At 67.5% G+C, this 15,249-nt stretch carries 15 protein-coding genes and 1 pseudogene; 10 read left to right on the top strand and 6 right to left on the bottom strand.

Annotated features, from left to right (window positions below; genetic code table 11):
* The first annotated feature begins 116 nt into the window (after positions 1–116).
* The 4 genes and pseudogenes from MAA44156_RS07080 to MAA44156_RS07065 all read left to right on the top strand — a co-directional run bounded on the left by MAA44156_RS07080 (position 117) and on the right by MAA44156_RS07065 (position 2,935).
* A complete protein-coding gene (locus MAA44156_RS07080) occupies positions 117–953 on the top strand; it encodes an IclR family transcriptional regulator (RefSeq protein WP_009977157.1) in 837 nt (278 codons plus the stop codon).
* A complete protein-coding gene (locus MAA44156_RS07075) occupies positions 950–1,873 on the top strand; it encodes a LipP1 family hormone-sensitive lipase (RefSeq protein ID WP_009977158.1) in 924 nt (307 codons plus the stop codon). Before MAA44156_RS07080 ends, MAA44156_RS07075 begins: the two co-directional genes overlap by 4 nt.
* Before the next feature lie 85 nt (positions 1,874–1,958).
* Entirely contained in the window at positions 1,959–2,315 is a 357-nt protein-coding gene (locus tag MAA44156_RS07070; RefSeq protein WP_009977159.1) for a hypothetical protein, read from the top strand.
* Positions 2,308–2,935: pseudogene (locus MAA44156_RS07065) on the top strand (Dabb family protein). Before MAA44156_RS07070 ends, MAA44156_RS07065 begins: the two are co-directional and overlap by 8 nt.
* On the opposite strand, the gene MAA44156_RS07060 reads toward MAA44156_RS07065, so the two are convergent.
* The gene (locus MAA44156_RS07060; RefSeq protein WP_009977161.1) at positions 2,932–3,819 is read right to left on the bottom strand and encodes an SDR family oxidoreductase; all 888 of its coding nucleotides are present in this window, start codon (positions 3,817–3,819) and stop codon (positions 2,932–2,934) included. The pseudogene MAA44156_RS07065 and the gene MAA44156_RS07060 overlap by 4 nt on opposite strands.
* Positions 3,816–5,756, bottom strand: coding sequence for a flavin-containing monooxygenase (locus MAA44156_RS07055; protein WP_009977162.1), 1,941 nt, complete (start codon positions 5,754–5,756; stop codon positions 3,816–3,818). The genes MAA44156_RS07060 and MAA44156_RS07055 overlap by 4 nt, the downstream gene beginning before the upstream one ends.
* Before the next feature lie 207 nt (positions 5,757–5,963).
* On the opposite strand from MAA44156_RS07055, the gene MAA44156_RS07050 reads away from it, so the two are divergent.
* From MAA44156_RS07050 to MAA44156_RS07030, 5 genes are read left to right on the top strand one after another with little or no spacing between them, the layout of a single operon-like run.
* Entirely contained in the window at positions 5,964–6,443 is a 480-nt protein-coding gene (locus MAA44156_RS07050) for a nuclear transport factor 2 family protein (protein ID WP_009977164.1), read from the top strand.
* A 2-nt stretch (positions 6,444–6,445) separates the two neighbouring features.
* Positions 6,446–7,315: an SDR family NAD(P)-dependent oxidoreductase gene (locus tag MAA44156_RS07045; RefSeq protein ID WP_009977166.1), complete on the top strand. Its 870-nt coding sequence runs from the start codon at positions 6,446–6,448 to the stop codon at positions 7,313–7,315.
* A 6-nt stretch (positions 7,316–7,321) separates the two neighbouring features.
* The gene (locus MAA44156_RS07040) at positions 7,322–8,305 is read left to right on the top strand and encodes an alpha/beta hydrolase (protein WP_009977167.1); all 984 of its coding nucleotides are present in this window, start codon (positions 7,322–7,324) and stop codon (positions 8,303–8,305) included.
* A gap of 44 nt (positions 8,306–8,349) precedes the next feature.
* A complete protein-coding gene (locus MAA44156_RS07035) occupies positions 8,350–9,426 on the top strand; it encodes a hypothetical protein (RefSeq protein ID WP_009977168.1) in 1,077 nt (358 codons plus the stop codon).
* 20 nt (positions 9,427–9,446) lie between these two features.
* Positions 9,447–10,229, top strand: coding sequence for an SDR family NAD(P)-dependent oxidoreductase (locus tag MAA44156_RS07030; RefSeq protein WP_009977170.1), 783 nt, complete (start codon positions 9,447–9,449; stop codon positions 10,227–10,229).
* Positions 10,230–10,335: 106 nt separating this feature from the next.
* Here MAA44156_RS07030 and MAA44156_RS07025 read toward each other — a convergent pair whose 3' ends face one another.
* Genes MAA44156_RS07025 through MAA44156_RS07015 form a run of 3 tightly spaced genes read right to left on the bottom strand, consistent with a single transcriptional unit; the run spans position 10,336 to position 12,556 of the window.
* Positions 10,336–11,142 (bottom strand): SDR family NAD(P)-dependent oxidoreductase, encoded by an 807-nt coding sequence (locus MAA44156_RS07025; protein WP_031351670.1) that lies wholly within the window; start codon positions 11,140–11,142, stop codon positions 10,336–10,338.
* Between the two features lie 14 nt (positions 11,143–11,156).
* Positions 11,157–11,441 carry a hypothetical protein gene (locus MAA44156_RS07020; protein WP_024637064.1) on the bottom strand — a complete coding sequence of 95 codons (285 nt, stop codon included), beginning with the start codon at positions 11,439–11,441 and terminating at the stop codon, positions 11,157–11,159.
* A gap of 2 nt (positions 11,442–11,443) precedes the next feature.
* A complete protein-coding gene (locus tag MAA44156_RS07015; RefSeq protein ID WP_009977174.1) occupies positions 11,444–12,556 on the bottom strand; it encodes a 3-ketosteroid-9-alpha-monooxygenase, oxygenase component in 1,113 nt (370 codons plus the stop codon).
* 101 nt (positions 12,557–12,657) lie between these two features.
* Here MAA44156_RS07015 and MAA44156_RS07010 point away from each other — a divergent pair, with 101 nt between their 5' ends.
* Complete coding sequence (locus tag MAA44156_RS07010; protein ID WP_023880118.1) at positions 12,658–14,403, top strand: 3-ketosteroid-delta-1-dehydrogenase; 1,746 nt, start codon at positions 12,658–12,660, stop codon at positions 14,401–14,403.
* A 231-nt stretch (positions 14,404–14,634) separates the two neighbouring features.
* On the opposite strand, the gene MAA44156_RS07005 is transcribed toward MAA44156_RS07010, so the two are convergent.
* Positions 14,635–15,237 carry a TetR/AcrR family transcriptional regulator gene (locus MAA44156_RS07005; RefSeq protein ID WP_080516360.1) on the bottom strand — a complete coding sequence of 201 codons (603 nt, stop codon included), beginning with the start codon at positions 15,235–15,237 and terminating at the stop codon, positions 14,635–14,637.
* Positions 15,238–15,249 lie beyond the last annotated feature (12 nt).

Raw genomic sequence — 15,249 nt, 5'->3', positions numbered from 1 at the left:
ACCCGCCGTGGCGTTACACGCGCGAATGTCGCCCCGGGGCGTGTCCTGTGTGACAACGAACACAGCGGTGTGGTAGGAAGATATTCCTAATAGGAATATGCCATCCAGGAGGACATATGCCCGCGCCCGCCGAAACCCCCACCGCGGTCATCGACCGCATCTCGCTGGTGCTGGACGCATTCGACGGGCCGGGACGCCTGACGCTGGCCCAGATCGTGCGCCGCACCGGCCTGCCGCGCTCGTCGGCGCACCGGATGCTGGAGCGGTTGGTCCAGTTGCGCTGGCTGCGCCGCAGCGGCCGTGACTACGAACTCGGCATGCGCCTCGTCGAGCTGGGCTCGCTGGCCGTGCACCAGGATCGTCTGGTGCGCGCAGCCACCCCCTTGTTGGTCGAATTGCACCGTGCCACCGGGCTTGTCGTGCACCTGGCGGTGCTGGACGGCCCCGACGTCGTTTATCTGGAGAAGGTCGGTGACCGGCTGAACAGTGTGATCCCGAGCCGGGTCGGGGGCCGTCAGCCGGCGCACTGTACGGCCGTCGGCAAGGCGATCCTGGCTTACCGCGACGAGGCGACCGACCTCGACCTGGGGGCTCGCCCGACCAAATACTCGATTTCCAGCGCCCCGCAACTGGCGGCCGAACTCGCCAAGGTCAGGGCGCACGGCGTCGCTTTCGAACGCGAAGAATCCTTGCTCGGGTTTGGCTGTGTCGCAGCTCCAATCGGCGGTCCCGGCGAAGCTGCCGCAGCCGTGTCGGTGTGCGGTCCGCTGCAGCGCATGGCGCTCGACCAGCGGCTGGCAGCGCCGGTACGGATGACCGCGATGGGCGTGTGGCGCAACGTGGAGGGAGGCCCGCAACGGGTCGCGCCGACCCTGCAGCGCCTGCGGCCGTTGCCGCCGATGCGGCCGCAGCATCCGGTGCCCAAGCCGCGCCCCGCCCTGCAGTACGCGTGAGCCTCGAGCCGCAGATCGCGGCGATCATCGAGCAATTGGACAGCGGGTTTCCACCCGTGCAGCAGATGAGCGGCGCCGAGGCCCGAGCGCTGATCCGATCCAGGCTGGTGCCGCCGGCCCAGCCCGAGCCCGTCGCCGAGGTGGCCGATCGGTTGGTCGAGGGTCCGGGCGGCCCCCTCCGCATACGCGTATACCGACCCGAAGCGGCGGCGCCGCTCCCCGCCCTCGTGTACGCCCACGGCGGTGGCTTCGTGTTCTGCGACCTTGACAGTCACGACGGCCTGTGCCGCAATCTTGCCAATCTTGTTCCCGCCGTTGTCGTTTCGGTCGACTACCGGTTGGCCCCGGAGAACGCGTGGCCGGCGGCCGCCGAAGACGTGTACGCGGCGACGTGCTGGGCCCGCGACCACGCCGACGCGCTCGGGGCCGACCCCGCACGACTGGTCGTGGGCGGCGACAGCGCGGGCGGCAACCTGGCCGCGGTGACCACGGTCATGTGTCGCGACCGCGGCGGCCCGGCGCCGGCGGCCCAACTGCTGATCTATCCGGTGATCGCGGCCGATTTCGACACCGAGTCGTACCGCCTCTTCGGCCAGGGCTACTACAACCCGGCGCCGGCGCTGCGGTGGTACTGGGATTGCTACGTGCCCTCGACCCGAGACCGCGCGCACCCCTACGCCACGCCGCTGAACGCCGACCTACGCGGACTCCCGCCCGCGGTCGTGGTGGTCGCCGGCCACGATCCGCTGCGCGACGAAGGATTGGCCTTCGGCGCCGCGCTCGAAGCGGCGGGCGTGCCGACCGTGCAATTGCGTTATGAGGGCGGCATCCACGGGTTCATGACGATGCCGATGCTCGACATCGCGCACCGGGCGCGCAACGAGGCGGCGGCCGCCCTGGCCGATCTGCTGCGGCGGTAACGCGACGGCTTCGACGGTTGACCGGAGGTTCCCGGTGGTCGGGAGCCGGCCCCGCTGCGTCCCCCGGGTGTCATACGGTCGGCTCATGGCCGACGGTGCAGTCTTCGTCATCGACCGGGTGGTGACCCGGCCCGGATGCGCCCGGCGATTCGTCGACACCTATCTGGCCGAGTACGCCCCCGGCGCGCGCGAACGCGGCATGACGCTGCACGACGTCCTGGTGAGTCCACCCATCTGGTTCGACGCATCCGAGGGCCAGGTGAACACCGTCACCATCACCTGGACACTGCCCAACGTCCGGGCGTGGTGGGAGATGACGTGGCAAGGCCGGCCCGATCCGGCCGTGGGCGAATGGTGGTCGCGGATCGGGGAATTGGTGGCCGAGCGGTCCCGGTCCTTCGCCGCGCGCGCCGCGGACGTCGACGTACTCTGCGATGTATAGCGTCACCCGGCTGATCGATATCGCCGAGCAGGACCGCGACCGGATGGCTGCCGCACTGCGTCGGGCGGCGTCCGACGCCGGCGCGCTGCACTGGGTGGCGGGGCCGACACTGCCCGGCTCCCGCAATGGGGGCGACCTCCTGGTGCACCTTCGCTTCGCCTCCAAACGCCAATGGGATTGCACGGCCGCATGTTTCGCGGCCATCCTGGACGACCCCGCCGTCGGCCGGGTGAACGGTACGACCTACTCCGGAACGCCCGTTCACGCCGGCCAAAATACCCGGCACCGTGTACCGGACGCTGCTGTTGGCGGTGTCGCCCGACACCGCCGAGGACACCGTCGCCCGGTTCGAGGCGGACCTGCGGCTGATGCCGCGATACGTGCGCACCATCACCGGCTGGCAGCTGAGCCGGGTGGAGGAGGCGACCGGAGCTTCGGCGTGGACCCATGTGTTCGAACAGCTCTTCACCGACGTGGACGGGTTGATGGGGCCCTACCTGATGCACCCGATCCATTGGGCGGTGGTGGACCGTTGGTTCGACCCGGAGTGTCCCGACGTCATCGTGCGCGACCGCGTCTGCCACAGCTTCTGCATCAGCACCGATCCGGTTCTGACCTAGACCCCCGCGGGAAGAATGTTCGGATTGGCATTTGCCGGGGGACGCAACGGCGGCAACAGGTTCGCGCCGTCCAGGCTGTGCACGGGTAGCTGCTGTGACCACGGATAATGCAGGCTGAACGCGACCAGCCCTGTTCGCTCCGCGGCGGGCAGATGGCACATCGCCAGCACGGTCTCGGCCAGATACTCCACCGGTTCGGTAGGGAAAGACTCCGGGATCAGTTGCGCGGCACCGGGTGTCCGGACCGCCGTCGACGGGCCGACGCAGTTCACGGCGATGTTGGCGTCGAGCAACTCGGCGGCCACTCCCTGGGTGAACCGGTGCAGGGCGGCTTTCATGGCCGCGTAGACCACGTCGCCGGAGGCCTTGTTGTACTCCCGGTACGGCCTGACCGGGGCCACGCCCGTGACCGATCCGATGTTGACGATCCACCCCGCCCCTTGCTTGCGCATATGCGGCACAGCGCATTTCGTCAGGACGAACGGGACGCGAAGGTAGTGCTCCACGGTGCGATCGAACGTTTCCAAACTCATGTCTTCGACCAACGAGTAGTCGGCGAAACCGGCGTTGTTGACCAGAATGTCGATGCGGCCCGTGCGGTCGAGGACCGCATCGACCAAACCGTCCCGCTGGTCGGCGTCTTCGAGGTCGGCCGCGATCCCGAACGCCGAACCACCGGCGGCTTCGATCAGTTCGATCGTTTCGCCGATGGTGCCGGGCAGCGCGGTGGCCGTACCGGCCCGCGTCGATGGGGACGACGAGTGCGAGCGTGCGGTCACCGCGACCGTGGCCCCTGCGGCGGCCAGGCGCTGCGCGACCGCGCGACCTATGCCGCGGCTGCTACCGGTGACCAACGCCGTTTTGCCGGACAGTAAGCGGCTCATCGCAACTCGAGATCTTCCTCGCTCGGCGCACGATGGTCGCGCCAGAAATCGACGAGCCGATAGGGGAACGCGGTCACGATCCGGCCTCCGCCCGAGCGGTAATAGGTGTGCGCCGAGGGCGTGTGGCACCACACGGTGCCCGCCATGAGGGCATCGATGTCCGCGACGTATTCCTCGTAGGCGCGCTGCGTCACCTCCACGGTGGTGGCCCGGCGCAGCGCCATCAACTGCAGGCATTCCATCACGTAGTGCACCATCACCTCGACCCCGAAGTTGTGCCCGGCCCCGTGACCCGGGCTGTAGTTGGGGGCCGAGGAGATGAACATGTTCGGGAACCCGGGCACCATTCCGCCCCGGTAGGCCCGGGGGGCGTCGCCCCACTCGTCGGTCAGCTTCTTGCCGTCGCGGCCCCGGATGTCCACGGTGGAAAGGAAATCCAGATAGTAACCGGTCGCGTAGATGATGACGTCGAGGTCGATTTGGCGGCCGTCGGCCGTGACGATTCCGGCCTGATTGACGCGGGCCGGTTCGCTGGCCTCGACGTCCACGTGCTCGCGGGCCAGCGCCGCGTAATAGCCGCCCGGATCGCGGATGATCCGTTTGCCGTAGGGCGCAAAGTCGGGGGTGACCTTGCGGGCCAGCTCGCTGCCCGCGCCGAACACGCGATCGATGTAATCCAGACACATGCGCAGCAACACGTCGTTGGCCGGCGAAACCGACAGGTGCTCGGCCGCCCATTGCGGGTCATGCAGGATTACCGGATAGTTGGTGTCCGCCGTCCCCCAATATGACTTGAGCCGAATCCAGTTGGCGTAGTACGGAAGTCGGGTGCCCAACCAGCGCTGATAGGCGGGGACGTCGTCGGATGCCCGTCGGCGCGGTGCGACCCAGTGCGGTTGGCGTTGGAAGACCGTCAGGTGCGCAACCTGGTCCACGCAGGCGTCGACGATCTGGACCGCGGTGCACCCGGCTCCGATGATCGCGACCCTCTTACCGGTGAGATCCAGCTCGAGGTCCCAGTGCGCGGAATGGATCGAAATCCCCGAGAACGTCTCGCGGCCGGCCAGTTCCGGCCACCGCGGCCGATTCAGGTAGCCGGCGGCCGGAATCACCACGTTCGCGTAACTGACGTCGCGGGTTCCGTCCGGGCCGACCGAATGGATCTGCCACTGCCGACGCCGCTCCTGCCACCACAACGCTTCCACCTCGGTGCCGAACCGGGTGTGCTTGCGCAGGTCGTTTTTGTCCGCCACCGATACCAGATAGGCCTGATACTCCGCACCCTGCGGGTAGTAGCTCGACCAGTCACCGTTGATGTCGCGGGACAGTGAGTAATACGCCGAGGGGGTGTCCACCCCGATGCCGGGGTACCTGGTGGTGTACCAGGTTCCGCCCACCTCGTCGTTGCGCTCGATGATCTGATACTCGATGCCGGCGTCCGCGCAGGCGAGCGCGGCGGTGATGCCGGCGATCCCGGCGCCGATGATGACCACCCGGAATCCCGCGGGAAGCTTTGCGGTGCGCGGAAGTACCGGTTGGGAAGGCTGGAAACCGCCCTGCTCGAGGAGCAGTCCGAGATACTCGGGGCCGACTTCTCCGCCCAGCGCGACGGGCGCCACACGAGCGAAGAGGTCGAGGTCGTCGGCGGGTACCGCGTCCGCTCGCCGCGGCGTCCTCAACGCCGTGACGATCTCGTCGACGAGCTGGGCGGCCGTCTCCGGGTCGGTGACGCCCGCCTGCTCCGGCGGGTCGGGCACATGGGTGATTTTCGGCGCGAACCGATCGGCGACGGCCGGGTCCCCGGTCAGCTGGGCGAGCACCGCGACGAGCACCCCGGGATCCGCCTGCCGCAGGTTGGCCCGCAGTTCGCCGACGTCGTAGGGGTCCGGACCCGCCGCTCTTGCGCTTTCAGTCGTGACGGGCATGCCAGTGCTCATGCCTACGAGTATCGAAGCGGTCCGCCGCCTTCAGCAGGCCCGTGCCTACTCAGCGGGACGCGGCCGACCCACGCGCGCACGGGCACCTACCGTAATCCAGAAAAATAGTCTCGCCGCGCAGGCTGATCACCAACTGAGCCCCGACGGTGTTCCACTGACCGGGCATCCGAGGTGCTAGCAACTGCACGCTCGGAGTTGACTGACGGGATGAGCGACGACATCACGCTGCCCGAATTACAGGAATTCATCGGGGCCTTCTGGTACCACTACGATGAGGCGCACTACGACGAGCTCGCGGCCAGCTACGCCGAGGATGTGCACTACCTGACCCGAAGCGATTCCGGTGCAAGCCCTTTCGAGGAGCTCATGTCACCGAAACTCAGCGGTCGCGACGCGGTAATGGAATGGCTGTCGGAGCACCGCAAGCAGAGTCCGTACCCATTGCGGCATCACGCCACCAACGTGCACCGCATCGGGTCCGACGGCGACATCACCCGGGCGCGGTTCTACCTCTTTGTCAACCAGATCGCCAACTTCGTGCCGTTCGCGGTGTCCAGCGCCGTCGTCAACGTCGGCGTTCGGCGCGGTGCCCACGGACTGGAGTTCAGCCAGATGGACGTAATTCTCGACACCACCAGCTCGGTGCTCCTGTCCGAACTGCACGCCGAAAGCGGTGTGGGCTCATAAGGATGGACGCTCGCAGCACCTTCGCGGGTGGAGTCGCGGTGATCACCGGCGCCGGGTCCGGCCTCGGCGCCGGCCTGGCCCGCTACGCCTGTGGGTTGGGCATGACGGTCGTGCTGGCCGACATCGACCGCGACGCCGTCGCGGCGTTGCGCGACGAGTTGGCCGCGGGAGGCGGCGCGGCGCACGACGCCGCCTGCGACGTCCGCGATCCCGCCGCCGTGCAGGACCTCGCCGACCGCGCCTATGACATCGGGCCGGTGCGCCTGCTGGTGAACAATGCGGGCATCGAACAGTTCGGCTATTTGTGGGACACACCGGTGGTCAACTGGCAGCGCGTCATGGACGTCAACGTCAGCGGCGTGTTCTACGGCGTACGCGCGTTTCTGCCGAAGATGATGGCCGCCGGACAGCAGGCGTGGGTGTGGAACATCGCATCGGTGGGTGCGGTGGTGGCGATGCCGTTGCAGGCGCCCTACATCGTGAGTAAGCACGCGGTGCTGTCGCTGACCGAATGCCTGCACCTCGAGGTGCAGGCCACCGGGCACGACGATCACGTTCACGTCCAGGCCGTGCTGCCGGGGCCGGTGCGCTCCAACATCTTCGAGTCGGCGGGCGGCGTCGACCCCGATGCAGCCACCGATGCGGCCGCGGCCGAAGCCCACCGCTCGGCCATGCTCGGCATCAAGGCCGCGTCCATGGATGCGCTGGAAGCCGCCGAGATGATCTTCAGGCAATCGACCGAGGGTCACTTCTACCTGCACACTCATCCGGAAAGCGTCGGCGCGGCGATGCGCGAACGGGCCAAAGTGCTTGCCGCGCAACAGGCCCCACGACTGCGGACCGAGACACGGTTCGACTCCGCGCCAGACTGACAAGACATGACTTCTCCCCCACTGGATCCCGACGCGACCGCCCGCATCGCCTCGTTCGGCGAGACCGCTCCGATGCGGCAACGGGGTCTGCCCGCGGTGCGCGCCGGGCTGGAGTCCGCACCGCGGCCGGCGACCATGCCCGAGATGGCCAGCGTCACCGAGGCGCTCGTGCCCAGCGCCGCCGGCGGCATCCCCGTCAGGATCTACCGGCCCACAACGGATTCCGGTGTGGCGGTGCTGGTGTATCTGCACGGCGGCGGACTGGTGATGGGATCCAACCGCTCATTCGAACCACTGGCCCGCGAGCTCGCCTCCGCGTCAGCGGCCACGGTCGTCGCCGTGGACTACCGGCTGGCCCCGGAGTCACCGCCGCCCGCCCAGTTCGACGACGCCTACGCCGCCACCGAATGGGTATCGCGGAAGGCCGGGGAATTAGGCGTCGATGCCGATCGGCTCGCGGTCATCGGCGACAGCGCCGGCGGCTCGCTGGCCGCGGCCGTCGCCCTGGCCGCGCGCGATCGCCGCGGACCGCCGATCTGCGCGCAGGTGCTGCTGTATCCCGGGTTGGACCGCGACATGTCCGTTGCCTCGATCGCGGCAATGCCCGACGCTCCGCTGCTCATTCGCGACGACATCGACTACATGCACGCGCTGGTCGACGGCGATGCCGGTCCTCCGACCGACCCGTATCTGGTCCCGGCGTATGCGGCCGACCTGTCGGGTCTGCCGCCGGCGATCGTGGTCACCGCGGGCTGCGACCCCATCCGGGACTGGGGCGAGCGCTACGCGGACCGCCTGCGTGACGCCGGCGTCCAGACCACCGTCACCCGATATCCCGGCATGTACCACGGCTTCCTGATGCGCTCCGATGCCACAGCACGCGGCCGGCTGGCCATCGCGGAGATCGGTGGGTTGCTGCGGGCCAAGTTTACTCATCCGCTCCGGTTTGACGTCCCGATCACCGGACAGCATTCCACCCCAACGCGGTAACGCTGCGCACAATCGACCGATCGTGACCGCAAAGGAGGCAGGTGATGCTCAGCGACGAGCGCCGGATGGAGCTTTCCGACGTACTGCGGCCGGTCGCGCCGCCCCGCGAAATCGACAATGTGTACACCGACGATCAGCGTGAGCGCCTATTGAATGTGGTGCACACGCGCGGTCCGTGGCGCCTCATCATCGCGCAGCACTTCGCGTCGGCCGACGAACTGATGGCGACGATGAGCGGTGCGTTTCCCGAGGGGTTCACGCCCTCGCTGGACCTGTTTCTCACGCCGACGTTCCGCGGCTACCTCGCCAACTATGGCACCGTGCTGTACCCGGAACTACACGACTGCTTCTACAACGCCGCCTTCCTTGAACATGCCAAGCGCTACTGGAACGCTGAGTACGCCAAGCCGGAGATGATGCTGTTCAACATCAATGGGCCTTGCGCCAACCGCGATCCCGGCCACTTGGATTCGCCGAGTTTTCGCGGCGTGCGCCACGAGAACGCACCCACCTGGCTGTGCAGCGTCATGGGCAAGTCGGGATTGTTCTCCGACTACCTGATCAAAATGGCCCAGGTGATCACGTGGTTCTGCCTGGACACCGGAAGTGGCTTCACCTACTGGCCCGACGGTCCGTTGAAAGCCCCGGCGCGAGTGCTGCCGCCGATCAACAACCGCGGCGTGGTGGTGCAAAACGAGATGATGGTTCACCGCGGCGAAGCCAACGGGCCACTGGAACAACAGATTCCGTCCGGTTTGGCGTTCGACACCGTGTTCACGGGTGACCCGTCCGATCGCAACCACTGGTTGCTCAAGAACGGCGAGGACGTGATCGCCCGCCACCACACTGACGAGTTGCGATTCCTGGTCCACTGGTCGGCCGAGGTTTTCTCCGACTATGACGAGCTCAAGAAAAATATGGAAGGCTCCGACGACATCACCATCGACCGCGCGATCGACATGATGCTGGACGACCTCCATGCCAAGGGCATCAAACTCGACGCCCCGAGCGCGCCACTGCATGACCCAGAATTCATCGCTGCCCTCAACGCCGCCTATGACGTGGGGGGTCCGACCAGCTATCCCGACCAAGCGCCGCTGAGCGCGTTTCAGCCGGCCTGATCACCGAGAGGCATTGCGTCATGGACCGTTTCGCAGGCCGCCGCGCAATCGTGACCGGGGCCGGCTCCGGGATCGGTGCGGCCACCGCAGCCCGGCTGCTCGACGAGGGCGCCACCATCGTGGCCTACGACATCTCCGCGGAGGGGTTGGCGCGCACGAGGGCCGCCGCCGACGACGCCGGCACCGGCAAACGCCTGACCACCGCCGTCCTGGATATCTCGGTCGAAGGGGATGTCATTGCCGCCGTCGATGCCGCGGTAGCCGACCTCGGCGGCCTTGAGGTGCTGGTGAATGTTGCGGCCATACAGACGTGTTCGCACACTCACCAGACCACGCTGGCCGACTGGAACAGGACGTTGGCCGTCAATCTGACCGGCACCTTCCTGATGACCCGCCAGGCGCTGCCGGCGCTGCTGGACTCCGGGCGCGGTGTGGTGGTGAACTTCACCTCCACCGCCGCATCGTTCGCACATCCCTACATGGCCGCGTATGCCGCCAGCAAGGGCGGCATCTTGAGCTTCACCCATTCGCTGGCGCTGGAGTACGCGAAGCAAGGGCTGCGCGCGGTCAACATCCAACCCGGCGGAGTCTCGACGGCACTGGCCAACAGCACGTTGGACAAAATGCCCGACGGGTATGACGTCGGCCTGTGGGCCAAGCAAACCCCGCTCCTGCACGGCAAAGACAGTGAAATACTGGGCGACCCGAGCGCAGTCGCCTCGGTGATCGCGATGGTGGCCTCCGACGACGGCGCGTTCATCACCGGGACGGAGATTCGCGTCGACGGCGGCGCACACGCCTGACACGACTGCCGACCGACGGATCGTGGTGCCTGACCGAGCGGGCCATGGGCGACCGCGCGTACGTCGGAGCGCTCGGCGTCTTTGAGGGTTGACCGGCGCTAGCGCACTAGCGCACCACGACGCTGCTCGGCGTCCGGGGCGAGCCGAGCATGTCCCGATGGGACGGTGGGCGGCGGCCGCCCTCGTCGGTGATGCCGTAGCGCTGCGCGAGTTCCGCCCCGATCAGCGTCTGCCCGCTGAGCTCCGCCAGACCCGGGTCGTCGAACAGCGCATCGATCACATAGCCTGTGAATTCCGGGGTTTCGGCATGCTCGGCGGTCGCGGCCAGCGCGGCCGGATCCGCACCGAAAGCGGCGCGCAGCTTTTCGGTCAGCAGGATGCCCATCCATATCGACACCGTCGCAACCCCGGTGCCCCGGAAGTCCACCGCCATGTCTGCGGCCATCTTGTCGGCTCCGGCCTTCTGCGCGCCGTACGCGGGACCGTGCATGTAGCACACCGACCCCGGCGACGACGTGAACGCAATCAGCCCGCGTCCGCCCGCAACCAACAGCGGCGCGGCGTACCAGGACGCCACATAAGACGACCGCAATCCCACATCGAGCACATCGGCCAAGTCGAGTGGCTTCTCCCAGAAGGGCTTTGGCCTGACCAAATTGTCGGAGATCGTCGCGGCGTTGTTGACCAGAAGGTCGAGCCGCCCGCTCTCCCGCCGCACACGGTCGAACAGGTCCGACACGGCCGCGTCGTCGCGGTGATCGACGCGGACGGGCACCACACCGGACGGGGTGTCGCCGATGGTGCGGCTCGTCGCGTACACCCGCCAGCCGCGATCTGCCAGCGCGGCCGAGATGCCGCGTCCCGCGCCGCGGCTCGCGCCGGTCACCACGGCCACCCGCCTCACACCACTCATGCGGTCAGACTACGTCAGCCGAGGGGGTCGACGATCGCCAATTCTCCTCTGGCGACGGCGGCCTGGATCGACTCCCGCAGCGCGGTACATCCCAGGAACGGCCCCCGGTGATGGCCGGCCAGGCATTCGGCGTCGCGGCGCTCGATGCAGCGAGCCGAAGCGTCGGCATCCCATTGCACGCTGGTTTGGTTCCAGCTGCTTTTGCGGGCCATGACCCGCGCTCCGCAGTCTTGGCACATCACCGGCGCCATGGGCATGTCGACGAGCCGAACATCCTCGCGCACAGGCATTTTCAGCACCTTCAGGTCCTGGCCGCCAAGTTGGCCTCGACCTCTTTCATCCATGCGGCGTAGGGTCGGGTGGTGTCCAGCTCGAATTCGAAGCGGTCGACCATGTCGAGTTGCACGTCGGCGACGTCGACGTAGAACTGCTGATACCAGCGGCGCAGCTGATACACCGGCCCGTCTTCCTCGACCAGCAGCGGGTTGTCGATGCGCGCCTTGTGCCGCCAGATCTCGACGTCCTGCTCGAAGCCGAGCTTGACGAAGTCGCCGAGCGCGATCGCGGTCTGCATGGCCAGGTCGTCGGGCAGCGCATCCGATTTCTTGACGATGATGCCGTATTGCAGCACAAAAGAATTCGCGTCGATCGGGTAGTGACAATTGATCAGCACCGTTTGGTGGTCGGCGTCCTCGTAGTGATAGGTCAGGTCGTCGATCATGAACGACGGTCCCCAATAGGAGGCCACCGAAGTGGTGCCGAGCATCCTCGCGCCCTCACCGCCGATATCGGGGCGCCCGGCGCTGTTCATGTATTGGGTGGCCACGTGGCCTTCGAAGATGTTCTTGAACTGCTTGGGAAGCGACCCGTGGATGTAGAAGAAGTGCGCCATGTCCACGACGTTGTCGATGATCTCGCGGCAATTGCTTTGCACGACAGTGCTATACCAATGCCAGTCGGTCCATTCGTCGCTGCCGGCACCCTCGATGCGCGGGATCGTTACCTCCGGCGGCGGCGGATTGCCCTCCGGGTCGTTCCACACGAACAACATGCCGTCCTGCTGCAGGGTGGTCCAGGCCCGGGTGCGGGCCAGTCGGGGCGTGCGCCGGCTGTAGGGCACCTGCTTGCACCGGCCGTCGCCGCCCCAGCGCCAATCGTGGAAGGGGCAGGCGATCTCGTTGCCCTTCACCTCACCCCTGGACAGGTCGCCGCCCATGTGCCGGCAATAGCCGTCGAGCACGTTGATGGCGCCGTCGCCGCCGCGGAAGACGACCAGTTTCTGCCCGAAGGCGTTGATCGGGTGCGGCTTGCCGTCACCGAAATCCCGGATCAGGCCCAGGCAATGCCAGCCGCGGGCAAACCGGGTCGGGACGGCCTGGGCCTCGATGAGCCGGATTTCGTCGGTGTCATGCATGCGCACGATTCAACGCAGCCGGACCCGCCCGTGGGGGTGTCTGTTCCACTCATCAGGACGGCTATTCCGGTATCACGGTGCCGCGACATACCGTTTTCGCTGTGACGACGCACAGCGCGACGATTCCTGCCGGACTTCCCGTGGCCGACACCGCCGTCGACCTGCTCGTCGTCGGCTCCGGCACCGGCATGGCCGCGGCGCTGGCCGCCCACGAACTGGGGTTGTCGGTGCTGATCGTGGAGAAATCATCGTACGTGGGCGGCTCCACCGCCCGCTCCGGCGGCGCGCTGTGGCTGCCGGCCAGCCCGGTGCTGGACGAGGCGAACGCCGGCGACACCGCGGAACGCGCCGGCACCTACCTGGATTCGGTGGTCGCGGGTTCGGCGCCGCCGCAGCGGTCGGCGGCGTTCGTCGCGCAGGTGTCCGCGACGGTGGAGATGCTGCGCCGGACCACGCCGCTGCGGCTGTTCTGGGCCCGCGATTACTCCGACTATCACCCGGAGGAGCCGGGCGGCAGTGCGGCCGGGCGCACCTGTGAATGCCGCCCCTTCGACACTTCGCTGCTCGGCGAGTACCGCACCCGGTTGGAGCCCGGCCTGATGGAGGTGACGGTTCCGATGCCGACGACGGGCGCCGATTACCGGTGGATGAACCTGGTGGCCCGGTTGCCGCGCAAGGGGATTCCCGTCTACGCCAAGCGCCTGGTGCAGGGCGTGGGCGGACGCATGCTGGGCCGGCGCTACGCGGCCGGCGGTCAGGGTTTGATGGCCGGGCTGTTCACCGGGGTGCTGCGCGCCGGGATCCCGATCTGGACCGGCACCACCCTGACGCGTCTGACGCGCCGGGGTGAGCGGGTGAGCGGGGCCGTCGTCGAGCACGGCGGGCGCGAGGTGACGATCAGCGCGCGCCGCGGCGTTGTGCTGGCCACCGGCGGCTTCGACCATCGGATGGAGATGCGGTGGAAGTTTCAGTCGGAATCGTTGGGCGCCGACCTGAGTCTAGGCGCCGCCGGCAACACCGGCGACGGGATCCGCGCCGGCCAGGAGATCGGCGCCGCGATCGACCTGATGGATCAGGCGTGGTGGTTCCCCGCGGTGGCGCCGCTGCCCGGCAAGGCGCCCGCGGTGATGCTCGCGGAACGCTCGCTGCCGGGCTGCCTGATCGTGGACCAGCACGGGCGCCGGTTCGTCAACGAGGCAACCGATTACATGTCGTTCGGGCAGCGGCTGCTCGAGTTGGAGCGGTCCGGCAGCCCGGTCGAGTCGATGTGGATCGTCTTCGATCAGCAGTACCGCAACAGTTATGTCTTTGGGGCCGAACTGTTTCCGCGGATGCGTATCCCGCAGGCGTGGTATGACGCCGGCATCGCCGTGCGGGCCGACAACCTCGCCGAGCTGGGCGCGGGCATCGGCGTGCCGGTGCCGGAGTTCGTCGAGACGATGACCCGGTTCAACCAAAACGCCGCCGCCGGAGAGGATCCCGACTTCGGCCGCGGCCGCAGCGCCTACGACCGCTACTACGGCGACCCGACGGTCAAGCCGAACCCCAACCTGCGGCCGTTGTTCGACGGACCGTTCTACGCGGTGCGGATGGTGCTGTCGGATCTGGGCACCTGCGGCGGGCTGAAGACCGACGAGCGCGCGCGGGTGCTGCGCGAGGACGGCGGGCCGATCGCCGGGCTGTACGCCATCGGCAACACCGCCGCCAATGCGTTCGGCACGACGTATCCGGGCGCCGGGGCGACGATCGCGCAGGGGCTGGTGTACGGCTACATCGCCGCCCAAGAGGCGGCGCGCCCGAGCGCCGTGGAGGGGTCGGCGCGCCCGAGCGCCTCGCAGCCCGACTAACCGTCGTCGTCGCCTTCGCTGTCTTCGTCTTCGTCCCCGTCGTCCTCGCCCCCGTCCTCACCCTGTAGGAGTTTTTCGGGGTGGTGGAAGGTGTTGGTGCGGGGTTGGGCGTGAACTTCCGAAATACCTTTTAAATGGCAAACGGTTAGGGCACTCGCCGGCTGCTAGCCACACACAGCGCCCGCAGCCCGTTGCATGGCCGACGGCTATAGCTTGTAGGCGGATCCACGCTCAGTGATGCGCATCGATCAGATCGGCAACCGCCTTCCGGGCATCCTCTGCGGATAGCGGACGAGCGGCGAACATCTCCGCGATCATCATCGCTACCGGTGTGGTCCACAGCAGCATGCCCAGGGCGACGGCGTGTTTGCCATCGGTCGCGGCATTTAACCGCGCCATCATGTTCGCCAGCGCCGCGCCCAGACGTTGCATGGGCTGGCCCTCAAGCGCGCCGCGCAACCGTTTGGTGGAGATGAGAATTTCAAGGCCTGCCATTGCTTTTGGATTGGCGAACGCTTCCCACGTCGCTCGCACCAGTTCTTCGGTGTCTGTGACGTGAGCCGGATCGGCTATCAGATCAAGTGCTGTGCAGAGCTTGTCAACCGCGTCTTCGATTACCGCAGTCAGCAGACCATCGCGGTCGCCGAAGTGATGTTGGATGACACCCCAACTGAGGCCGGCTCGTTCGATGATGTGCCGTGTACTAGCCGCGGAGAAGCCTTCCTCGCGAATGCACCGGACCGTCTCGTCGATGAGTAATTCGCGGGTCCGATCGCCGCGCTCCTGTCGCCCGTCACTGGGACGGCGTGGGGCGGTTCGTACTCGTTCAGTCATCGGCGCAATCCG

It is taken from the genome of Mycobacterium avium subsp. avium (genome assembly GCF_009741445.1).
In the GTDB taxonomy this organism is placed as follows: domain Bacteria; phylum Actinomycetota; class Actinomycetes; order Mycobacteriales; family Mycobacteriaceae; genus Mycobacterium; species Mycobacterium avium.
This window is presented reverse-complemented; position numbering and strand designations above follow the sequence as displayed.